Origin of the sequence: Streptomyces diacarni, from assembly GCF_003323715.1 — a bacterium.
GTDB lineage: Bacteria > Actinomycetota > Actinomycetes > Streptomycetales > Streptomycetaceae > Streptomyces > Streptomyces diacarni.
Genome location: NZ_QOIN01000024.1, coordinates 12,982 through 26,716 on the forward strand (window position 1 = coordinate 12,982; position 13,735 = coordinate 26,716).

General features: G+C 69.6%; 13 protein-coding genes and 1 pseudogene. 3 read left to right on the top strand and 11 right to left on the bottom strand.

Annotated features, from left to right (window positions below):
- Nucleotides 1-180 precede the first annotated feature (180 nt).
- The 3 genes from DTL70_RS01300 to DTL70_RS01310 all read right to left on the bottom strand — a co-directional run bounded on the left by DTL70_RS01300 (nucleotide 181) and on the right by DTL70_RS01310 (nucleotide 3,128).
- Nucleotides 181-843, bottom strand: coding sequence for a DedA family protein (locus DTL70_RS01300; protein ID WP_114019951.1), 663 nt, complete (start codon nucleotides 841-843; stop codon nucleotides 181-183).
- A gap of 204 nt (nucleotides 844-1,047) precedes the next feature.
- A complete protein-coding gene (locus DTL70_RS01305; protein WP_114019952.1) occupies nucleotides 1,048-2,034 on the bottom strand; it encodes an SDR family NAD(P)-dependent oxidoreductase in 987 nt (328 codons plus the stop codon).
- Between the two features lie 128 nt (nucleotides 2,035-2,162).
- Nucleotides 2,163-3,128, bottom strand: coding sequence for an alpha/beta hydrolase family protein (locus DTL70_RS01310; protein WP_114019953.1), 966 nt, complete (start codon nucleotides 3,126-3,128; stop codon nucleotides 2,163-2,165).
- Nucleotides 3,129-3,344: 216 nt separating this feature from the next.
- Between DTL70_RS01310 and DTL70_RS01315 the strand changes: the two genes are divergently transcribed.
- From DTL70_RS01315 to DTL70_RS01325, 3 genes and pseudogenes are all read left to right on the top strand, one after another.
- Nucleotides 3,345-3,899, top strand: coding sequence for a TetR/AcrR family transcriptional regulator (locus tag DTL70_RS01315; RefSeq protein ID WP_181860732.1), 555 nt, complete (start codon nucleotides 3,345-3,347; stop codon nucleotides 3,897-3,899).
- Nucleotides 3,900-4,386 (top strand): annotated as a pseudogene (locus tag DTL70_RS01320) (transposase); the annotation flags it as partial.
- A gap of 132 nt (nucleotides 4,387-4,518) precedes the next feature.
- Nucleotides 4,519-4,962 carry a nuclear transport factor 2 family protein gene (locus DTL70_RS01325; protein ID WP_114019955.1) on the top strand — a complete coding sequence of 148 codons (444 nt, stop codon included), beginning with the start codon at nucleotides 4,519-4,521 and terminating at the stop codon, nucleotides 4,960-4,962.
- 268 nt (nucleotides 4,963-5,230) lie between these two features.
- Here DTL70_RS01325 and DTL70_RS01330 read toward each other — a convergent pair whose 3' ends face one another.
- Genes DTL70_RS01330 through DTL70_RS01365 form a run of 8 tightly spaced genes read right to left on the bottom strand, consistent with a single transcriptional unit; the run spans nucleotide 5,231 to nucleotide 13,625 of the window.
- Nucleotides 5,231-6,073 (bottom strand): class I SAM-dependent methyltransferase, encoded by an 843-nt coding sequence (locus DTL70_RS01330; RefSeq protein ID WP_181860725.1) that lies wholly within the window; start codon nucleotides 6,071-6,073, stop codon nucleotides 5,231-5,233.
- Nucleotides 6,074-6,083: 10 nt separating this feature from the next.
- The gene (bagA, locus tag DTL70_RS01335; RefSeq protein WP_114019957.1) at nucleotides 6,084-7,679 is read right to left on the bottom strand and encodes a bagremycin/ferroverdin biosynthesis tyrosine ammonia-lyase BagA/FevW; all 1,596 of its coding nucleotides are present in this window, start codon (nucleotides 7,677-7,679) and stop codon (nucleotides 6,084-6,086) included.
- Nucleotides 7,676-8,194, bottom strand: a complete 519-nt coding sequence (locus DTL70_RS01340; RefSeq protein ID WP_114019958.1) for an adenylyl-sulfate kinase — start codon at nucleotides 8,192-8,194, stop codon at nucleotides 7,676-7,678. Before DTL70_RS01340 ends, bagA begins: the two co-directional genes overlap by 4 nt.
- Nucleotides 8,191-8,946: a phosphocholine cytidylyltransferase family protein gene (locus DTL70_RS01345; RefSeq protein ID WP_114019959.1), complete on the bottom strand. Its 756-nt coding sequence runs from the start codon at nucleotides 8,944-8,946 to the stop codon at nucleotides 8,191-8,193. Before DTL70_RS01345 ends, DTL70_RS01340 begins: the two co-directional genes overlap by 4 nt.
- A complete protein-coding gene (locus tag DTL70_RS01350) occupies nucleotides 8,943-9,602 on the bottom strand; it encodes a gamma-glutamyl-gamma-aminobutyrate hydrolase family protein (RefSeq protein WP_181860726.1) in 660 nt (219 codons plus the stop codon). The genes DTL70_RS01345 and DTL70_RS01350 overlap by 4 nt, the downstream gene beginning before the upstream one ends.
- Nucleotides 9,599-11,947 carry a PEP-utilizing enzyme gene (locus tag DTL70_RS01355; RefSeq protein ID WP_147266712.1) on the bottom strand — a complete coding sequence of 783 codons (2,349 nt, stop codon included), beginning with the start codon at nucleotides 11,945-11,947 and terminating at the stop codon, nucleotides 9,599-9,601. The genes DTL70_RS01350 and DTL70_RS01355 overlap by 4 nt, the downstream gene beginning before the upstream one ends.
- The gene (locus DTL70_RS01360; RefSeq protein ID WP_114019962.1) at nucleotides 11,944-12,711 is read right to left on the bottom strand and encodes a class I SAM-dependent methyltransferase; all 768 of its coding nucleotides are present in this window, start codon (nucleotides 12,709-12,711) and stop codon (nucleotides 11,944-11,946) included. Before DTL70_RS01360 ends, DTL70_RS01355 begins: the two co-directional genes overlap by 4 nt.
- 8 nt (nucleotides 12,712-12,719) lie before the next feature.
- On the bottom strand, nucleotides 12,720-13,625 hold the full coding sequence (locus DTL70_RS01365) for a sulfotransferase domain-containing protein (protein WP_181860727.1): 906 nt from the start codon (nucleotides 13,623-13,625) through the stop codon (nucleotides 12,720-12,722).
- Nucleotides 13,626-13,735 lie beyond the last annotated feature (110 nt).

Consider the following 13,735-nt stretch of genomic DNA (forward strand, 5'->3'; position numbering starts at 1 on the left):
GCGTGCGTACCGGTCGCTCCGCCGAGGAGGAGGCACCCGGTGCGTCGTCGGGAGCGGCTGGGCGGCCACGTCCACCGGGCCCCTCGCCCGTCGTCGGGAGCGGCCCCGCGGCGCGGGCGGAACACCAGCGTTCGGACCGCGCGGCGACGGGGCCGGTCACGGCGTAGGCGGTGGCGGCGATCACGGCGTACGGCGGTGGCGGGCGGTGCCACGCGAGCGCAGCCGGACCACGACGTAGCAGACCAGTGCGGCCACCACCAGGACCAGGACACCCTTGCTGACCACGCCGACGTAGTCCCCGACGGTGTCCCACTGCTCGCCGAGCCAGTAACCGGACATGACCAGTACGGCGTTCCACATCAGGCTGCCCAGGGCGGTCAGGATGAGAAAGGTCGGCAGTGGCATGCGCTCGACGCCCGCCGGCACGGAGATCAGACTGCGGAAGATCGGCACCATGCGGCCGAGGAGAACGGCCTTGGTGCCGTGCTTGGCAAACCACGCCTCCGTCCGCTCCAGGTCGGACGCCTTGACCAACGGCAGCCGCGCCCAGAGCGCGTGCATGCGCGCACGGCCGAACAGCCCGCCGATCCAGTAGAGGACCGTGGCACCCACCACGGAGCCGAGAGTGGTCCAGAACAGGGCCGCGAAGACAGTGACGACACCCTGCCCCGCGGCGAAGCCGGTCAGCGGCAGGATGATCTCGCTGGGCAGCGGCGGGAAGAGGTTCTCCAGAGCGACAGCGAGGCCGGCGCCGGGTGCCCCCATGGCATCCACCAGGTCGGCTGCCCAGCCGGCGATGCCGCCGGCTGGCTCCTGCGGCAACGCGAGGGTGACGTGGTCCATTCGAAGTCTCCAGGTACGAAGCGCTCGCCGCGGGCCGGTGCCGCGGTTCGATGACCACGCTAGAAATCGCGGCTCAGCACCGGCATGCGGAGAACCGTCGTGCGTGTACGGCTTCCCGCACCCGGGACCCTGCGGCTTTCCGCAGGGTCCCGGGTGCGGGTCGGGGCCCGGCCCCCGGTACCCGGAGGCCGGCGTGTGGCGCCGTCAGGAGTCGAGCAGCCGCTCGCTCAGTTCCCAGAGCCGGAGGGCGTTTTGCGGGTCGAGCGAGTGTGACGCCGCGTCCGCCGGGATGCTGTCCGCCGTCAGCGGCCGATGCTCGTCGTCCAGCGGTGCCACATCGCTGTCCTTCAGGTAGACGCCGCCGATGTCGGCGAGAAGCGGGCTCACAGCGCCGAACACGACGGTCGCCGCGCCTTGCTGCACCGTCTTCTTCCCGACCGCCGGGTCGATGACCGGCCTGCCGTCCTCGTCGACGAGCCCGGCGGCGCGCAGCCCCTCCTTCCCGGCCCCGCTGTTGAGCGCCGTCCCCACCACCACGCCGGGATGGACCGCGTAACCGCGAATGCCGTCCTGTGCCCAGCGGCGGTCGAGCTCGACTGCGAAGAGGACGTTGGCGGCCTTCGACTGGGCGTACGCCGGCTGCGGAGCATAGTCACCGGAGTCGAAGTGCGGGTCGTCCCAGCGGATGCCGGAGAAACGGTGCGCGCCCGAGCTGACGTTGACCACCCGGGCGCCGTGGGCCGCTCGCAAAGCGGGCAGCAGGGCGCGGGTGAGCTGGAAGTGGCCGAGATGGTTGACCGCGAACTGCAACTCGTGTCCGCGCGCGTTCACTTCCCTCGTCTCGGGAGCCACCACCCCCGCGCAGTTGATGAGGATGTGCAGGGGCCGTGCCGACTCGTTCCACCGGTCGCCGAACGCGGCGACCGAGGCGGGGTCGGCCAGGTCGAGCCGGCTGACCTCGACGCCGTCGATCCCGGCCACGGCCGCACCAGCCCGCTCCGGGCTGCGGGAACCGACGGTCACGGAGGCACCGCGTGCGGACAGGGCGCGGGTGACTTCGCGCCCGATGCCCGCGTGCCCAGCGGTGACGATGACGTTCTGGCCGCTCAGGTCCGTGCCGGCGAGAACCTCGTCGGCTGTCGACGCCGGTGTGAATCCGGACCCGAGGGGCTTTTGCTGAGGGTGTGTCACGTGGTTTGTCCTCTCGTCAGGGGCAGCAGCCGCGAGGCGGCACCCGGGCCGTGCCGCGCCATGCCGTGCCGAGTACGCCTTGCCGATGCCCGGGAGCACGCCTTGCCGGTGCGGGGAAGCGCTGCCGGCTACTTGGACTCGACGCGCCCGACCGCGTCAGGGCCCGTCGTCAGCCCGCTTCGGGCCCGCTGCCAGGCGCCCTCGTCACGGCCGAATCGCGCGCGCAGGTAGGCCGCGGTGAGCTGCGCGATCGCTGCGACGTGTGCCGGGTTCTCGTCCGACAGTTGCGCGCTCTCGGCCGCGTCGTACCCCTGTATTCCGCCGAGCAGATGCCCCGCGCCGAAGACGGTGAACAGGGTCTTGGCACCGGGGGCGAGGTGGTAGGGGTCGTGGTACCAGGCCGGGCCCATGTCCGTGAAGTGCCGGGGGTCGTCCTGGTCGCCGGCCACGACCAGCGCCGGCTGGGCCATCGTGGAGAAGTCGACGGTGCGGAAGGGCCGCATCTGGTCGGCCATCGGCCCGTTGAGCGTGTCACCGCCCCGGCCGGGCGCGGCAAAAAGAATCCCCTCCTTGATGCGCGGTTCGAGGTAGCTCACCCGCTCCCCGGTGTCGGGGTCGGTGATCTCCGCCCCCAGCAGCACCTCAGCCGTGGCGCCGCCCAGGGAGTGTCCGGCGACCGCGATGTCCTCGCGGCTGAGGCGCCCGTCGAGCAGCGGCACGCTCTTCTCGACCTCGTCGAGGCGGTCGAGGATGTGGATCATGTCCTCGGCGCGCGAGCGCCAGAACAGCGGTGCCCCGGGGGTGGTCTCCCACAGGTGGCCGAGTCGGCGGGAGCTGAGGTGGGTGGGCTGGATGACGACGAATCCGGCCGACGCCCAGCGCTGGGCGATCGGCATGTAGCCGTCCTCCGAGGAGAGGCTGAGGGAGCCCCCGTGACCGTGCGAGAGCAGGATGACGGGCAGGTCGTCCCCGGTCGCGGGCGCGGTGACCCGCAACGTCAGGTCCGCGGGGCGCCCGGGCACCCGGAGTACCAGGGGGCTGTAGGACAGGGTCGGGGCGGTGTCGCGGGCGGGTGAGGTGATCGATGCGGGCATGCTGCGTCGTTCCCTTCGATGTGCGGACGGTCCATGGAGGAGCACGGGGAGTGCCCGGTTGCCGCCACCGACAACCGGAACAGTGCTCCATTTACTTTACGGAGCACTGTTCCGGTTCGCAAGCGGAGTAATGTTCCGCCTGGGTTCGCCCACAACGGGAAGGAGAGCGCGGTGCCCACCACAGAGGAGTCAGACGAGCGGCCGGCCCCCCGGCGCATGCGGGCCGACGCCCAGCGCAACCAGGAGAAACTGCTGGCCGCCGCGGCCGAGGTGTTCGCGAGCGCGGGCGTCGACGCACCGATCCGCCAGATCGCGGCCAAGGCGGGCATGGGCGTGGGAACGATCTACCGGCACTTCCCGACCCGCTCCGACCTCGTCGTGGCCGTCTTCCACCACCAGATCGAGGAGTGCGCCCAAGCCGGACCGAGACTCCTCGCCGACGCCGACTCCCCGTTCGCCGCGCTGCACCGGTGGGTCGACCTGTTCGTCGACCTCCTGGTCACCAAGCACGGCCTCGCCCAGGCACTGCAGTCGGACAGCAGCCGCTTCGCCCCTCTGCACGCCTACTTCCTCGACCGCCTGCTCCCCGTTGCCACGCAACTGCTCGACGCCGCAGCCGGGGCCGACGAGATCCGCTCCGGCACGCACCCCTACGAACTACTGCGGGGCATCGGCAACCTGTGCATCGGACACGACGACGACCCCCGCTACGCCCCCCGCCGACTGATCACGCTGCTGCTCCAGGGGCTACGGCGCCCAGGGCCGACCTGAGCCCCCGACGCCGCCGTGATCGCGGGCGCGGCCCGCACCATGCCGCACACCCTGCGCTCGCTGGAGCTCACCGAGGTGATGCGGCCCGAGGCCCCGCGCATGGCCGCCCGGCTGATCGACGACATCTCCAACGCCCTCGATGAACAGACCGTCGTCGTCCCGGGCACCGGCACCCTCGATGTGGTCATGCCCTCGCCGGCCCGCTCGCTCGCCGCGGTCCACGAACAGCGCCGGGCCCTGGAAAACCAGATCAAGGCCCTGCTGGAGGACCACCCTCTCCCCAAGGTCCTGACCTCGATGCCGGGGGGCGCGGTCAGGACCGCCGCCGTACTGTTGGTCACCGTCGGCGACGGCACCGGCTTCCCCACCGCCGCCCTGTACGACCCCGCGCCACCGCATCAGCGGGCTCTTCGCCATGCTCCGCGACGGCACCTTCTACGAACCACGCACTCCCGAAGCGGCCGTCGCACGACCAACTCGGGCTTGACGCGGGACGTAGAAGCCCTCCACCCGGCCATTACCTCTGACGTAATCGACCACGCTCCCCTGCTGCGGCAGCGTGTCACATGTCAACGAGATCCCGACGAGGGTTCCGGCACCTAAGGCGCGAGGAGCAACCATGGCCACCAAGTCCGCTGACCGCACCGCGAGTTCCGTCACCGATACCACCCGCCACGTCGTCCAGGAGTTCCTCGCCGCCCGGATGGCCGGGGACGTCGAGCGGCTCGTCGCGCTCTTCGCGGACGACGTCGACTGGCTACTCGCCGAGAACCCCGCCGTCCCGTGGATCCGGCCGCGCTCGGCCGGAGCCGAATGCGCCGCCCAGTTCACGGAGCTGGCCGAGCACACGGTGGCCGAGGACGCACGGGCCTCCGTCGACACGTTCCTCGTCGACGGCACCGACGCCGTCCTGATGGGGTACCTCTCGGGGACCGTGCGCGCGACGGGGAAGTCCTTCGAGGGCCCCTTCGCGCTGCGCCTCACCGTCGAGGAGGGCCGGATCACCCGGCATCACCTCTACGAGAACAGCGTATCGATCGCCGAGGCGTGCACCCCTTCCTGAGTCCCGCCCCCCCCTCAGTTGCGACCTGGCTGGTGCCGGGGCAGGCCCTCGCGGAGATGGTCCGCTCGCCGAGCGGGTGGCGTGGCGCGGTCTTCGGAAAGACCATGCCCGAGCCCCCTTCGCCTGGCCCGCCACCGCACCAGTGTGCTGCCGCGATGCTCGGCGACAGCACCTTTTACGAACCCAAAACGCCGCGCGCCGCTTGACGAAAGACATAGAGGCCCCCCGAGAGCCGCGAGTTCGACGTAGCCGGTCGGGTCGCAAGTCGTCAGGTGTCACGGGGTGGCCCAGGCAGGGGGTCCGTGGTGCGGGCGGTGAACAGGAAGTCCGTCGGGGCGTCTGGTTTGTCGCGGGGTACCACCGGCAGCGGCCACCGCCCCGTGCCGTCCTCACCCGGCTGTATGACATCCACCGGCTGCCAGCCGTGGGAGGCCAGCAGTTCTTCGGGGCGGTCCACGCCGAACTGCCAGGGGGAGCCACCTTCGGCCAAGCCCTTGATGAACGGACGGGCCTTCTGGTCGGTGATGGCCGCTTGGTTGAGCAGGTCCCCGGTGAGCAGGCTGCCCGGACCGGACAGGGCGCAGCTCTCCGTCAGCAGTCGGTGCGCCGCGTCCTCGGGCAGGTAGTAGAGGAGCCCCTCGGTCACCCACACCGTGGGACAGCCGGGGCGGAAGCCCGCGTCCTTCAGCGCCTCCGGCCACGGCTCTGCCAGGTCGACGGGAACGGGTACGCGGGTCACGCCGCCGGCGGGTGCGGCGCCGGAGAGCAGTTCCTCCTTGATGTCGAGCAGTTCGGTGTGGTCGAGCTCGTAGACGGTCAGCCCTGCGGGCAGCGGGAGCCGGAGGGCGCGGGTGTCCATACCGGCGGCCATGAGCACCACTTGCCGGATCGGACCGTCCGCCGTGGCCTCCAGCACCACACGGTCCAGGTACGCGGTGCGGATGGCGAAGTAGACGTTGCTGATCGGGGTGTTCAACCGGTCGATGATCTCGAACCCGGCAGAACCGGCGAGGGAGCGCGCGTAGGGGTCGTCGAACAGGGCGTCCGGGCGCTCGGACTCCAATGCGCGCGCGGCGGCGACCCATTGGGCCGTGCGCGAGACGGCTTTCACGATGGTCCTCCTAATGCGTCAGCGTCTTCGCGGTCTCGCCGAGGGCACCCGAGGAGATCAGCTCGACGACGGCGGCGATGTCGCCGTCGAAGCGGCGGTCTGTGGAGGCGAAGGGGACCTTCTCCCGGATGCGCTCGTACACGGCCCTGGTGCGGGGGCTCATCTGGTCGGCGCCGCGCAGCTCGACCGCCTGGCAGGCGGCGATGAGGTGGATGGCCGCGACTTCGCGAGTCAGCTCGATGACGGTGCGCGCGTCACGGGCGGCGATCGTCGACATGCTGACCTTGTCCTGGTTGTGCGCCTCGGTCGAGCGGGAGAAGGTGCTGGCCGGGCCCGCGTTCTTCAGCGCCTCGGCGGTGAGCGCCGAGCAGGCGATCTGCATGCCCTTGAAGCCGTGCTGAAGCCCGGCTTCCCGGTCTTCGTCGGCCACACGGGCGATCAGGTTCGGGGTGAGGCCGTTGTTGAACTTCTCGTCGACCAGCAGCGCGAGCTGCCGGTCGAGCAGGTCGGCGATGCCCGCGACGGCTGTTTTCAGCGCGTCCATCGCCGTGACGATGTGGCCGCCGTAGAAGTTGCCGCCGCTGAACACGCTGTTCGTCGCGGGGTCGAACAGCGGGTTGTCGCTGGAGGAGTTGATCTCCACGCGCAGCCACGTGCGGACCCAGCTCAGCATGTCTCCCAGCACGCCGGTGACGTGCGGGGCGCAGCGCAGCGAGTAGCGGTCCTGGATGCTGCGGGTGAGCTTTTGATAGTGGCGGCCGTCCAACGGTTCGTTGAGGTCCACGACCTGGTCGTAGGACATCGCGAGGTTCGATCCGTCGAGCAGATCGTGGATGCGCCGGGCGCTTCGCCGCTGGCCGTCGTGGGGTTTCTCGTTGTGGATGAACGGCGCGTAGTGCCCGCGGTTGCCGAGCGTTCCCTCGCTCGCGAGGGCGGTGCATATGTCGGCGACGTCGGCGATCTCCGCCGCCGCCTGGACGTTGAGGACGGCGAACGCAGCGCTGAACGACGTCCCGTTGATGAGCGCGAGTCCGTCCTTCGCCTCCAGCACGACGGGGTCGAGCCGCAGCTCGGACATCACCTCCGCAGCGTCGCGCACCTCGCCGCGGTAACGCACGCTCCCCTCTCCCATGACCGCGGATGCCAGGTAGCACAGGGGGACGAGGTCGCCGCTGGCCCCGACCGAGCCGCGCTCCGGGATGAGCGGGAGGACGTCGAAGCGCAGAAAGTCGAGCAGCCGCTCGACGACGGGCGTGCTGACGCCCGAGTTCCCGCGGGCGAGGCAGTTGGCGCGGATCAGCAGGGTGGCTCGGACGACCTCGTCGGAGGTCAGCGGGCCTGTGCCGTTGAGGTGGTAGCGGATCAGCTCGTGCTGCAGCCGCGCGGTCTTCTCCGGCGAGATCTGGCGGTTGACGCTGTCACCGAAGCCCGTCGTCACGCCGTAGATGGGCTTGCCGGTTTCCAGGATCATCAGCTTGAAGTCGCGCGAGGCGGTCATCGCCTTCATCGCGTCCTCGGACACCGAGACCGCCGTACTGTCTCGATACGCGGCAGTTACGACCTCCTCGATGTCGAGGTCGTGCCCATCGATGGCTATGTCTGTCACTGGGACGCCTTTCTGGTAGCCATGGCGAGAACCTGTTCCGCTGCCTTGTCCGGGGTGGTGTCTCCGTAGTTGTCGATAATCAGGTCGGGTGCGAGGGGAAACTCGGCCGCGGAGTCCAGCCCCACGACGTGGGATCCCGCTTCGGCGTTGTAGAGCGCCGAGCGTCCGTCCCGTTCGCTCAGTTCGCTGACGGGCACGCGCAGCCACACCTCGAGGTAGCCGGGTGTGTTGTCGCGGTTCCATGCCTGGACCTGGTGGAACAGCGAGATCGTGGAACAGATGACGAGGTGGCCCTGTGCCGCCAGGTTGTTCGCGAGGCGCGCGTAGAACATCGCGAGCCGCAGACGGTCCTCGCGTTCGTAGCCGAGCTTCACGGGCAGCACCTCGCGAAGCCGGTCGCCATCGAGGAGCACCGGGCGCCCGCCGTCGGCCGGCAAGCCGTCCCGTACGAGACCCGCCACGGTGCTCTTCCCCGCACCGGACAGGCCCGTCAGCCAAAGAACTCCTTGTCTCATGCGCCCGTATCCTCCAGCGTGAGTTCGGTGTCGAGTCGGCGCAGGATTTCCAGCCCCACGGTGAAGTCGGAGGGATGGTCGAACTCGCACCACGGGCCGGCGGTGGGAACAGCCGCGACCTTCAGCTGGAGTTCGCGCACCAGGTGGCGGAGCAGGCCCGTCATGTCCAACGCGGCGATCTCGGGTACGGATCTGGCCTCGCGAATGACCGACCAAGCGGGTGGCGTCATGCGCACCAGGCCCATGAACTGTCCTTGCACATCGTCCACATTCCCGGCCCTGGCGCCGATGTCGGTCAGAAATCCCGACGCGTCCATGGCGAACGTCTCGGCGTCCTGCAGGGGATCGACGAATCGCCGTCGCCACAGTGGCAGCCACTCCGGGTCGTAGGCGATCGCGACATCCGCCTTGGCGGCGGCAAGCCTGCGGACGGTTTCGCCGGTGTAGACGATGTCCCCGTACGAGATCAGCACCGTGTCGCTGGACAACCAGGAATCGGCGGACGCCAGCGACTCGGCCATTGTCGTCTCGGCCCATCTGGGGTTGGGGAAGACCGGAAGCCCGGTGGCCGCGAAGAGTTCGGCGCACCAGCCCACGGCGACTCCCACGCTGTCGACGTCCGCAGCGGACAACGCTTTCAGTTGCCGCTGGAGAAGCGTCCTGCCGGCGACCTCCACCAGGCACTTGGGGCGGTCGACGGTGAGGCCGCCCATGCGTGATCCGCGCCCGGCAGCGAGGATCAGCGCCTTCACGGCCGGCCTCCACCGGTCGGAAGCGGACCTCCGGTCGCAGACGTGGTGCCGCTCGGCGGACTCGTCGAAGACGTGCTGAAGAAGGCGCGCACGCTGTGCACGTCACGCGGGTCGAAGGGGCGCTCGCGCTCGGGATGCCACATGATCCCCTGCACGCGCGCGTGGTCGTGCTCCACGGCCTCGACCACGTCGCCGCTGTACGCGAGGGCTCTCAGTGGGGGCAGTACGGCGCGGGCCGCCATCCGATGGTAGCTGTTCACCTCACGTCCCTGGGTGATCGTGTGTCTGGTCGCCACGTGGTCGCTCACTTCCGTCAGTTCTGTCCCGTAGGCGCGGAGAATGATCTGCATTCCCCGGCACACTCCGAGGACGGGGATATCGTGTTCAACCGCCCAGGCCAGCAGGCGGTTCTCCGTCTCGTCCCGGTGCGGTGAGGGGCCTCCGTACACCGCAAGATCGTCCCCGCCCGAGAGGACGAGCCCGCGCACGCCGCTCTCGCGTGCCACAGTCAGGACGAGATCGGGACGGTTGGGCAGCGGTACCGGAGCGATACCGCAGGCCGCGAAGAAGTCGGGCCAGCGGATGTCGAGCGCGTCGCGGCGCTCGCCGAACTCGTTGGCCGGCTGCACTCTTTGCGTGATACCGATCAGCGTCACAGCGGCACCACCATGCCGCTCGCGGCGTCGATGTCCACCATCCTGGCCTGGGACCATCGGTGGAAGAGCGCCTCACCGGCCCCGATCACCGAGGGGATGCCGAGCTCCAGAGCCCTTATCGCCATGTGGGAGTTCGCCCCGCCGAAGGCGGTCACCAGGCCCGCGATGTTCCGGGCGAACAACCAGTCGTAGCCCGGATCTGCGCTGGTGACGAAGGCGATGGCGCCTTCCGGCGCGGCTCCCGCGTCGATGTCGGCGACCGGCGCCAGCGCCCTCTTCTGGGTGATGAAGTTGGGCTGTGCCTGGGGAATCACGAAGCTGAAGGCATCGCGTTCGCCGGCGACGAGCGGCGGCAGCGACGTCACCCGGGTGGCTTCGTACGCCTCCCGTCCTCTCGCCACGGCCGTGCGGAGGATGCGTCGGTCGTCGGCTCTGCGCCCGGTGAGCGCGGCGATCGTGTCGACGGGCACGTACGACAGGTCGTCAGGGGTGAACCCCAACCGCTCGCCGAGCAGTTTGATCTCGACCAGGGTGTCGCTGAGTACCGCGGTGAAGTCGAACTTCCCTTTCTCCCTGCCCCGGATCGCGGTAGCGGCGAACCGCAGCAGCCGCTCGGCGTCGAAGGTGAGACCTTCCCGTGCGATCAGGTCGTCGATGCGCCTCAACTGGCTCGGAGACGGGGTGAATGGCGGCGCGTCGTCGGGTACGTGGCGTGGCGTCGACCAGTCGAAGTAGCGCTCGGGTGCCTCGTCATACCGGGGTGAGAGGAGGTCGTACGTACCCGGCCTGAGGTGTCCGTACCGCTTGAGGAAGTCCTCGCGATCCAGTACCGCCAGGTCGCGTTGCAACGTTCCGGAGACGAGGCCGAGGCCGCCCACGAACGCCGCCACATCCGCGCGGGTGAACACCTCCTCGGCGCTCAGATCCTCCAGCAGCCCGGTCGCGATGAACGCGGCGCGGGCCAGAGCCGCGAAGGGCTCGGTCCCGAACTCTGCGCACAACGCGAGCCGGCCGGCGACGGCGGGGCCGCAGCATCCAGGACGGTCTGCCGGGCAGCCGGGCGCGTGCACCGCGGGTGTGCGAGCGCCGCCGAGCCGGTCGAAACGCGCGAGGTCGCGCTCCCACAGGTCCGAGCGAACCAGTCTGTCGGTCAGCCCGCGCAGACTGCTGCTGAGCATGTCCCGGTCATGGGCGCCGAACCCGGCGTCCGCGAGCCGCTCGATTCGCCGTCCCGTCCGGAATCCCCAAGCGGAGACGACGACGTGGGACTCCAGCTTGTCGTGCAGGTGGGGCGATTCCACCAGCTCGCCGAGCCAGTGGTCCACCAGCCGGCTCGCCAGCGCGTCGGGCACGTCTGCCGGGATGAACGAGGTGACGCTCGCGCGGACGTCGACGTAGGGCAGGCCCCCGAAGTCCACCATGAGCGGCGTGCCGCGAAGATCCCGGTAGCCGTAGCGGTGCCGGGCGTGTGCCCAGACCTGGTCCGTGATCAGCCGCCGGTACAGGGAGAGCGGCAGCGGGCGGGGACGCAGCCCGATCATCTCCGCGGGATTCCAGTCGGGCATGACGCCGAAGACGCCGCGGGAACCGAGGACGCCGCGCGCCGGCCGCTCGGTGTCTTCGGCGATGCGCCGCGCCACGCGTGTCAGTACGGTCCGGTGGGCGTCCTTGTCGACGGTTTCGGTCGCCACGGCCAACGGCCGCGCCTGGAGCAGCACCGTCTCACCCTCCGGCGACTGCGCGAACTCGATCTCCAGGCGGGGTTCGCCGGTGAGCGCGACCACCTCGCTCAACAGGTCCCACACGGCGGCGACAAAGGGCGAGGGAGCAACGACCGAGGGATCGTAGAAGGCGCCGTAGGAGATCCGCAGTCCGGACGACCTCCCGCCTGTCACGGCGTCGGTGCGGGCACCGTCGCTCCAGTTGACCACCGCGTACGGCGCTCCGTTGCTGGGGTCGCACGAGAAGGCGACGCCACTGCCGCGCACGTCTACGAGCTGCGGCTGCACGAGGACCTGATCTTGTGGGCGCTCCTGGTCGTACGACCCGAAGACCTGGTCCACAGCATCGGCGAGTTGGGATCTGCCGCGCCGTCCCACGAGGGAGGTGAACCGCCCTGCCTGCGAACCGGTGCCGGTGTCCTCGATGACCGCGCTGCTGCGGACGATCAAGGGACCCGACGCCCAGTCGCGACGGAGCAGATCGGCGAGCAGACGCGTCCGGGAGCGCCGCCAGTCGTCGAGGGTGAAGTGCGCCAGCGGCAGGACGCGTGCGGTGGTCAGTGCCGGCGCGAGGCGCGCCAGCGTCTCGGCCTTGGTGCCGAGCCGCACACGCGGGCCGGTCATCGCCTGCCGGCCCGATCGGCGGTCCGCGCGACCCACACCCGCGTCACGTACGGAACGTCGACGAACGCGTCACCGGCGTCGTTCACCAACTCGCGTATGCCCGCCACGATGTCGCGGAAGTGCGTCCCCGCCTGGCGGCCGAGTGTCGCGTGCGACGCCCAGGCGTCGCACCAGGCGTCGGCTCGCAACCGGACGACCCGCCGGGCCGACAGGTGAACGGGCGGCTCGAACAGGCCGCTCTCCTCGATGACGGGACGCTGGTCGGAACGCCGTATCCCGTAGCCGTATCCGGGGACGTGCTCGTGAATGAGCGCCTCGATCCGCGCTTGGAGCGGATCGTCCAGGTCTCGGTGGTTCCACAGGCAGGCGAAGGACCCGCCCTGCCCGAGGATCCGTGCCGCCTCCGCCAGTGCCGCCGGGCGGTCCATCAGGTCGAAACACGACCCGAATGTCACGAGGCGGTAGCTGCCCGGAGGCCTGCCGGATTCCTCGCCCGTGCCCGAGTGCCAGGTCACCTCGTCGTAGTCGGCGGTGCGCGCCTCGCCCTCGGCGCGCATGGCCCGAGTCGGCTCCACCGCGTGGACCCGCAGTCCGTACTGCAGCAACGGCTCGGTCAGGTGCCCCGCTCCGGCGCCGACGTCGCACACGAGGTCGCCGGGGGTCACGTCGGCGACGCGGAGCAGGGCGCGCAGTGCCTCCGGCACGTAGTCCGGTCGGGCCGCGTAGGTGGGTGCGTAGGGAGCGTAGTCGTAGAAGTTACCCATGTTCGTCCTCAGTGGCCGGGAGTGGAATCGTCACTTCGCGTCACCTGGTAGCCGAAGCGGTCCGCCGTCTCGACGAGCCGGGGTTCGTGGAAGGGAGCGGCGAGTCCTGCGTTCCCCCACCATTCGCGCCATTCCTCGACCTTGCCGCGCCGCATAACGAGCGGCCGGTCTGTGGCGCCGGCCCCCAGGCTTTTCTCTTCGTGTGCGCGCATGTTCTCGTACCGGCTGTTCCGTGTCGCGCGCGCGATGGACTCCGGTGAACGCTCGAAACCGAATGCCTCGACGAGGCGGGCAGTGGTGGCCTCGGGATCGGTCTTGAGATCCTCGAACCTGATGACAGCGGAGCGTGGGAAACCTTCCAGCGCGTCAGCCCAGGCTCGGTTGAAGTGGCACCATCCCTCGACGGGAGGTTCGCCATTGAGGGCGATGCCGTCGAGGAACTCGGCGAATGTTCCCTGGCCTTTCGCCTGCGCCAGCCGGTCCGCCGAGAACGAGTGATACCAGTGGTAGCACGAATGCAGCGTGTCTCGTGGATCGCGCACCAGCAAGACGGCCCCTGCCAGTCCTTCGGGGCTGAAGAACCGAGGATGCAGGTGATTCTTGACGAATCGGAGCTGTCCTTCCGGCCGTGTCCCGGTGGACCGTATCTTCCGGTCCAGTGCGGCCATCGCCGACAGCCGGCTCCGGTAGGCCAAGTCTTCCTGGAGTACGTCGCAGCGGCCGTCTTCGGCGATGACCTCGGAATAGGGATCGACATGGTCGAAGCCCAACTCGATCAGGATGTTGCTGATAAGCGAGGCCCCGGATCCGGGGTAGGCCGCGATTACCACGTCACGAGGACCGAGACGTGCTGCGTTCTGCCGGTGCAGTGCTACAGGATCGCTCTTCTCGCGCGACTGTTGGTCCATGTTCATCTCCCCCATGTTCACCGGAATTTTTCCCGCTCGACAGCGAGAGGCCTTCCAAACGCACTTTTACATGGCACAGTTCAATGTGGCTATAGAGGTGGCGGCAATATCGGGTC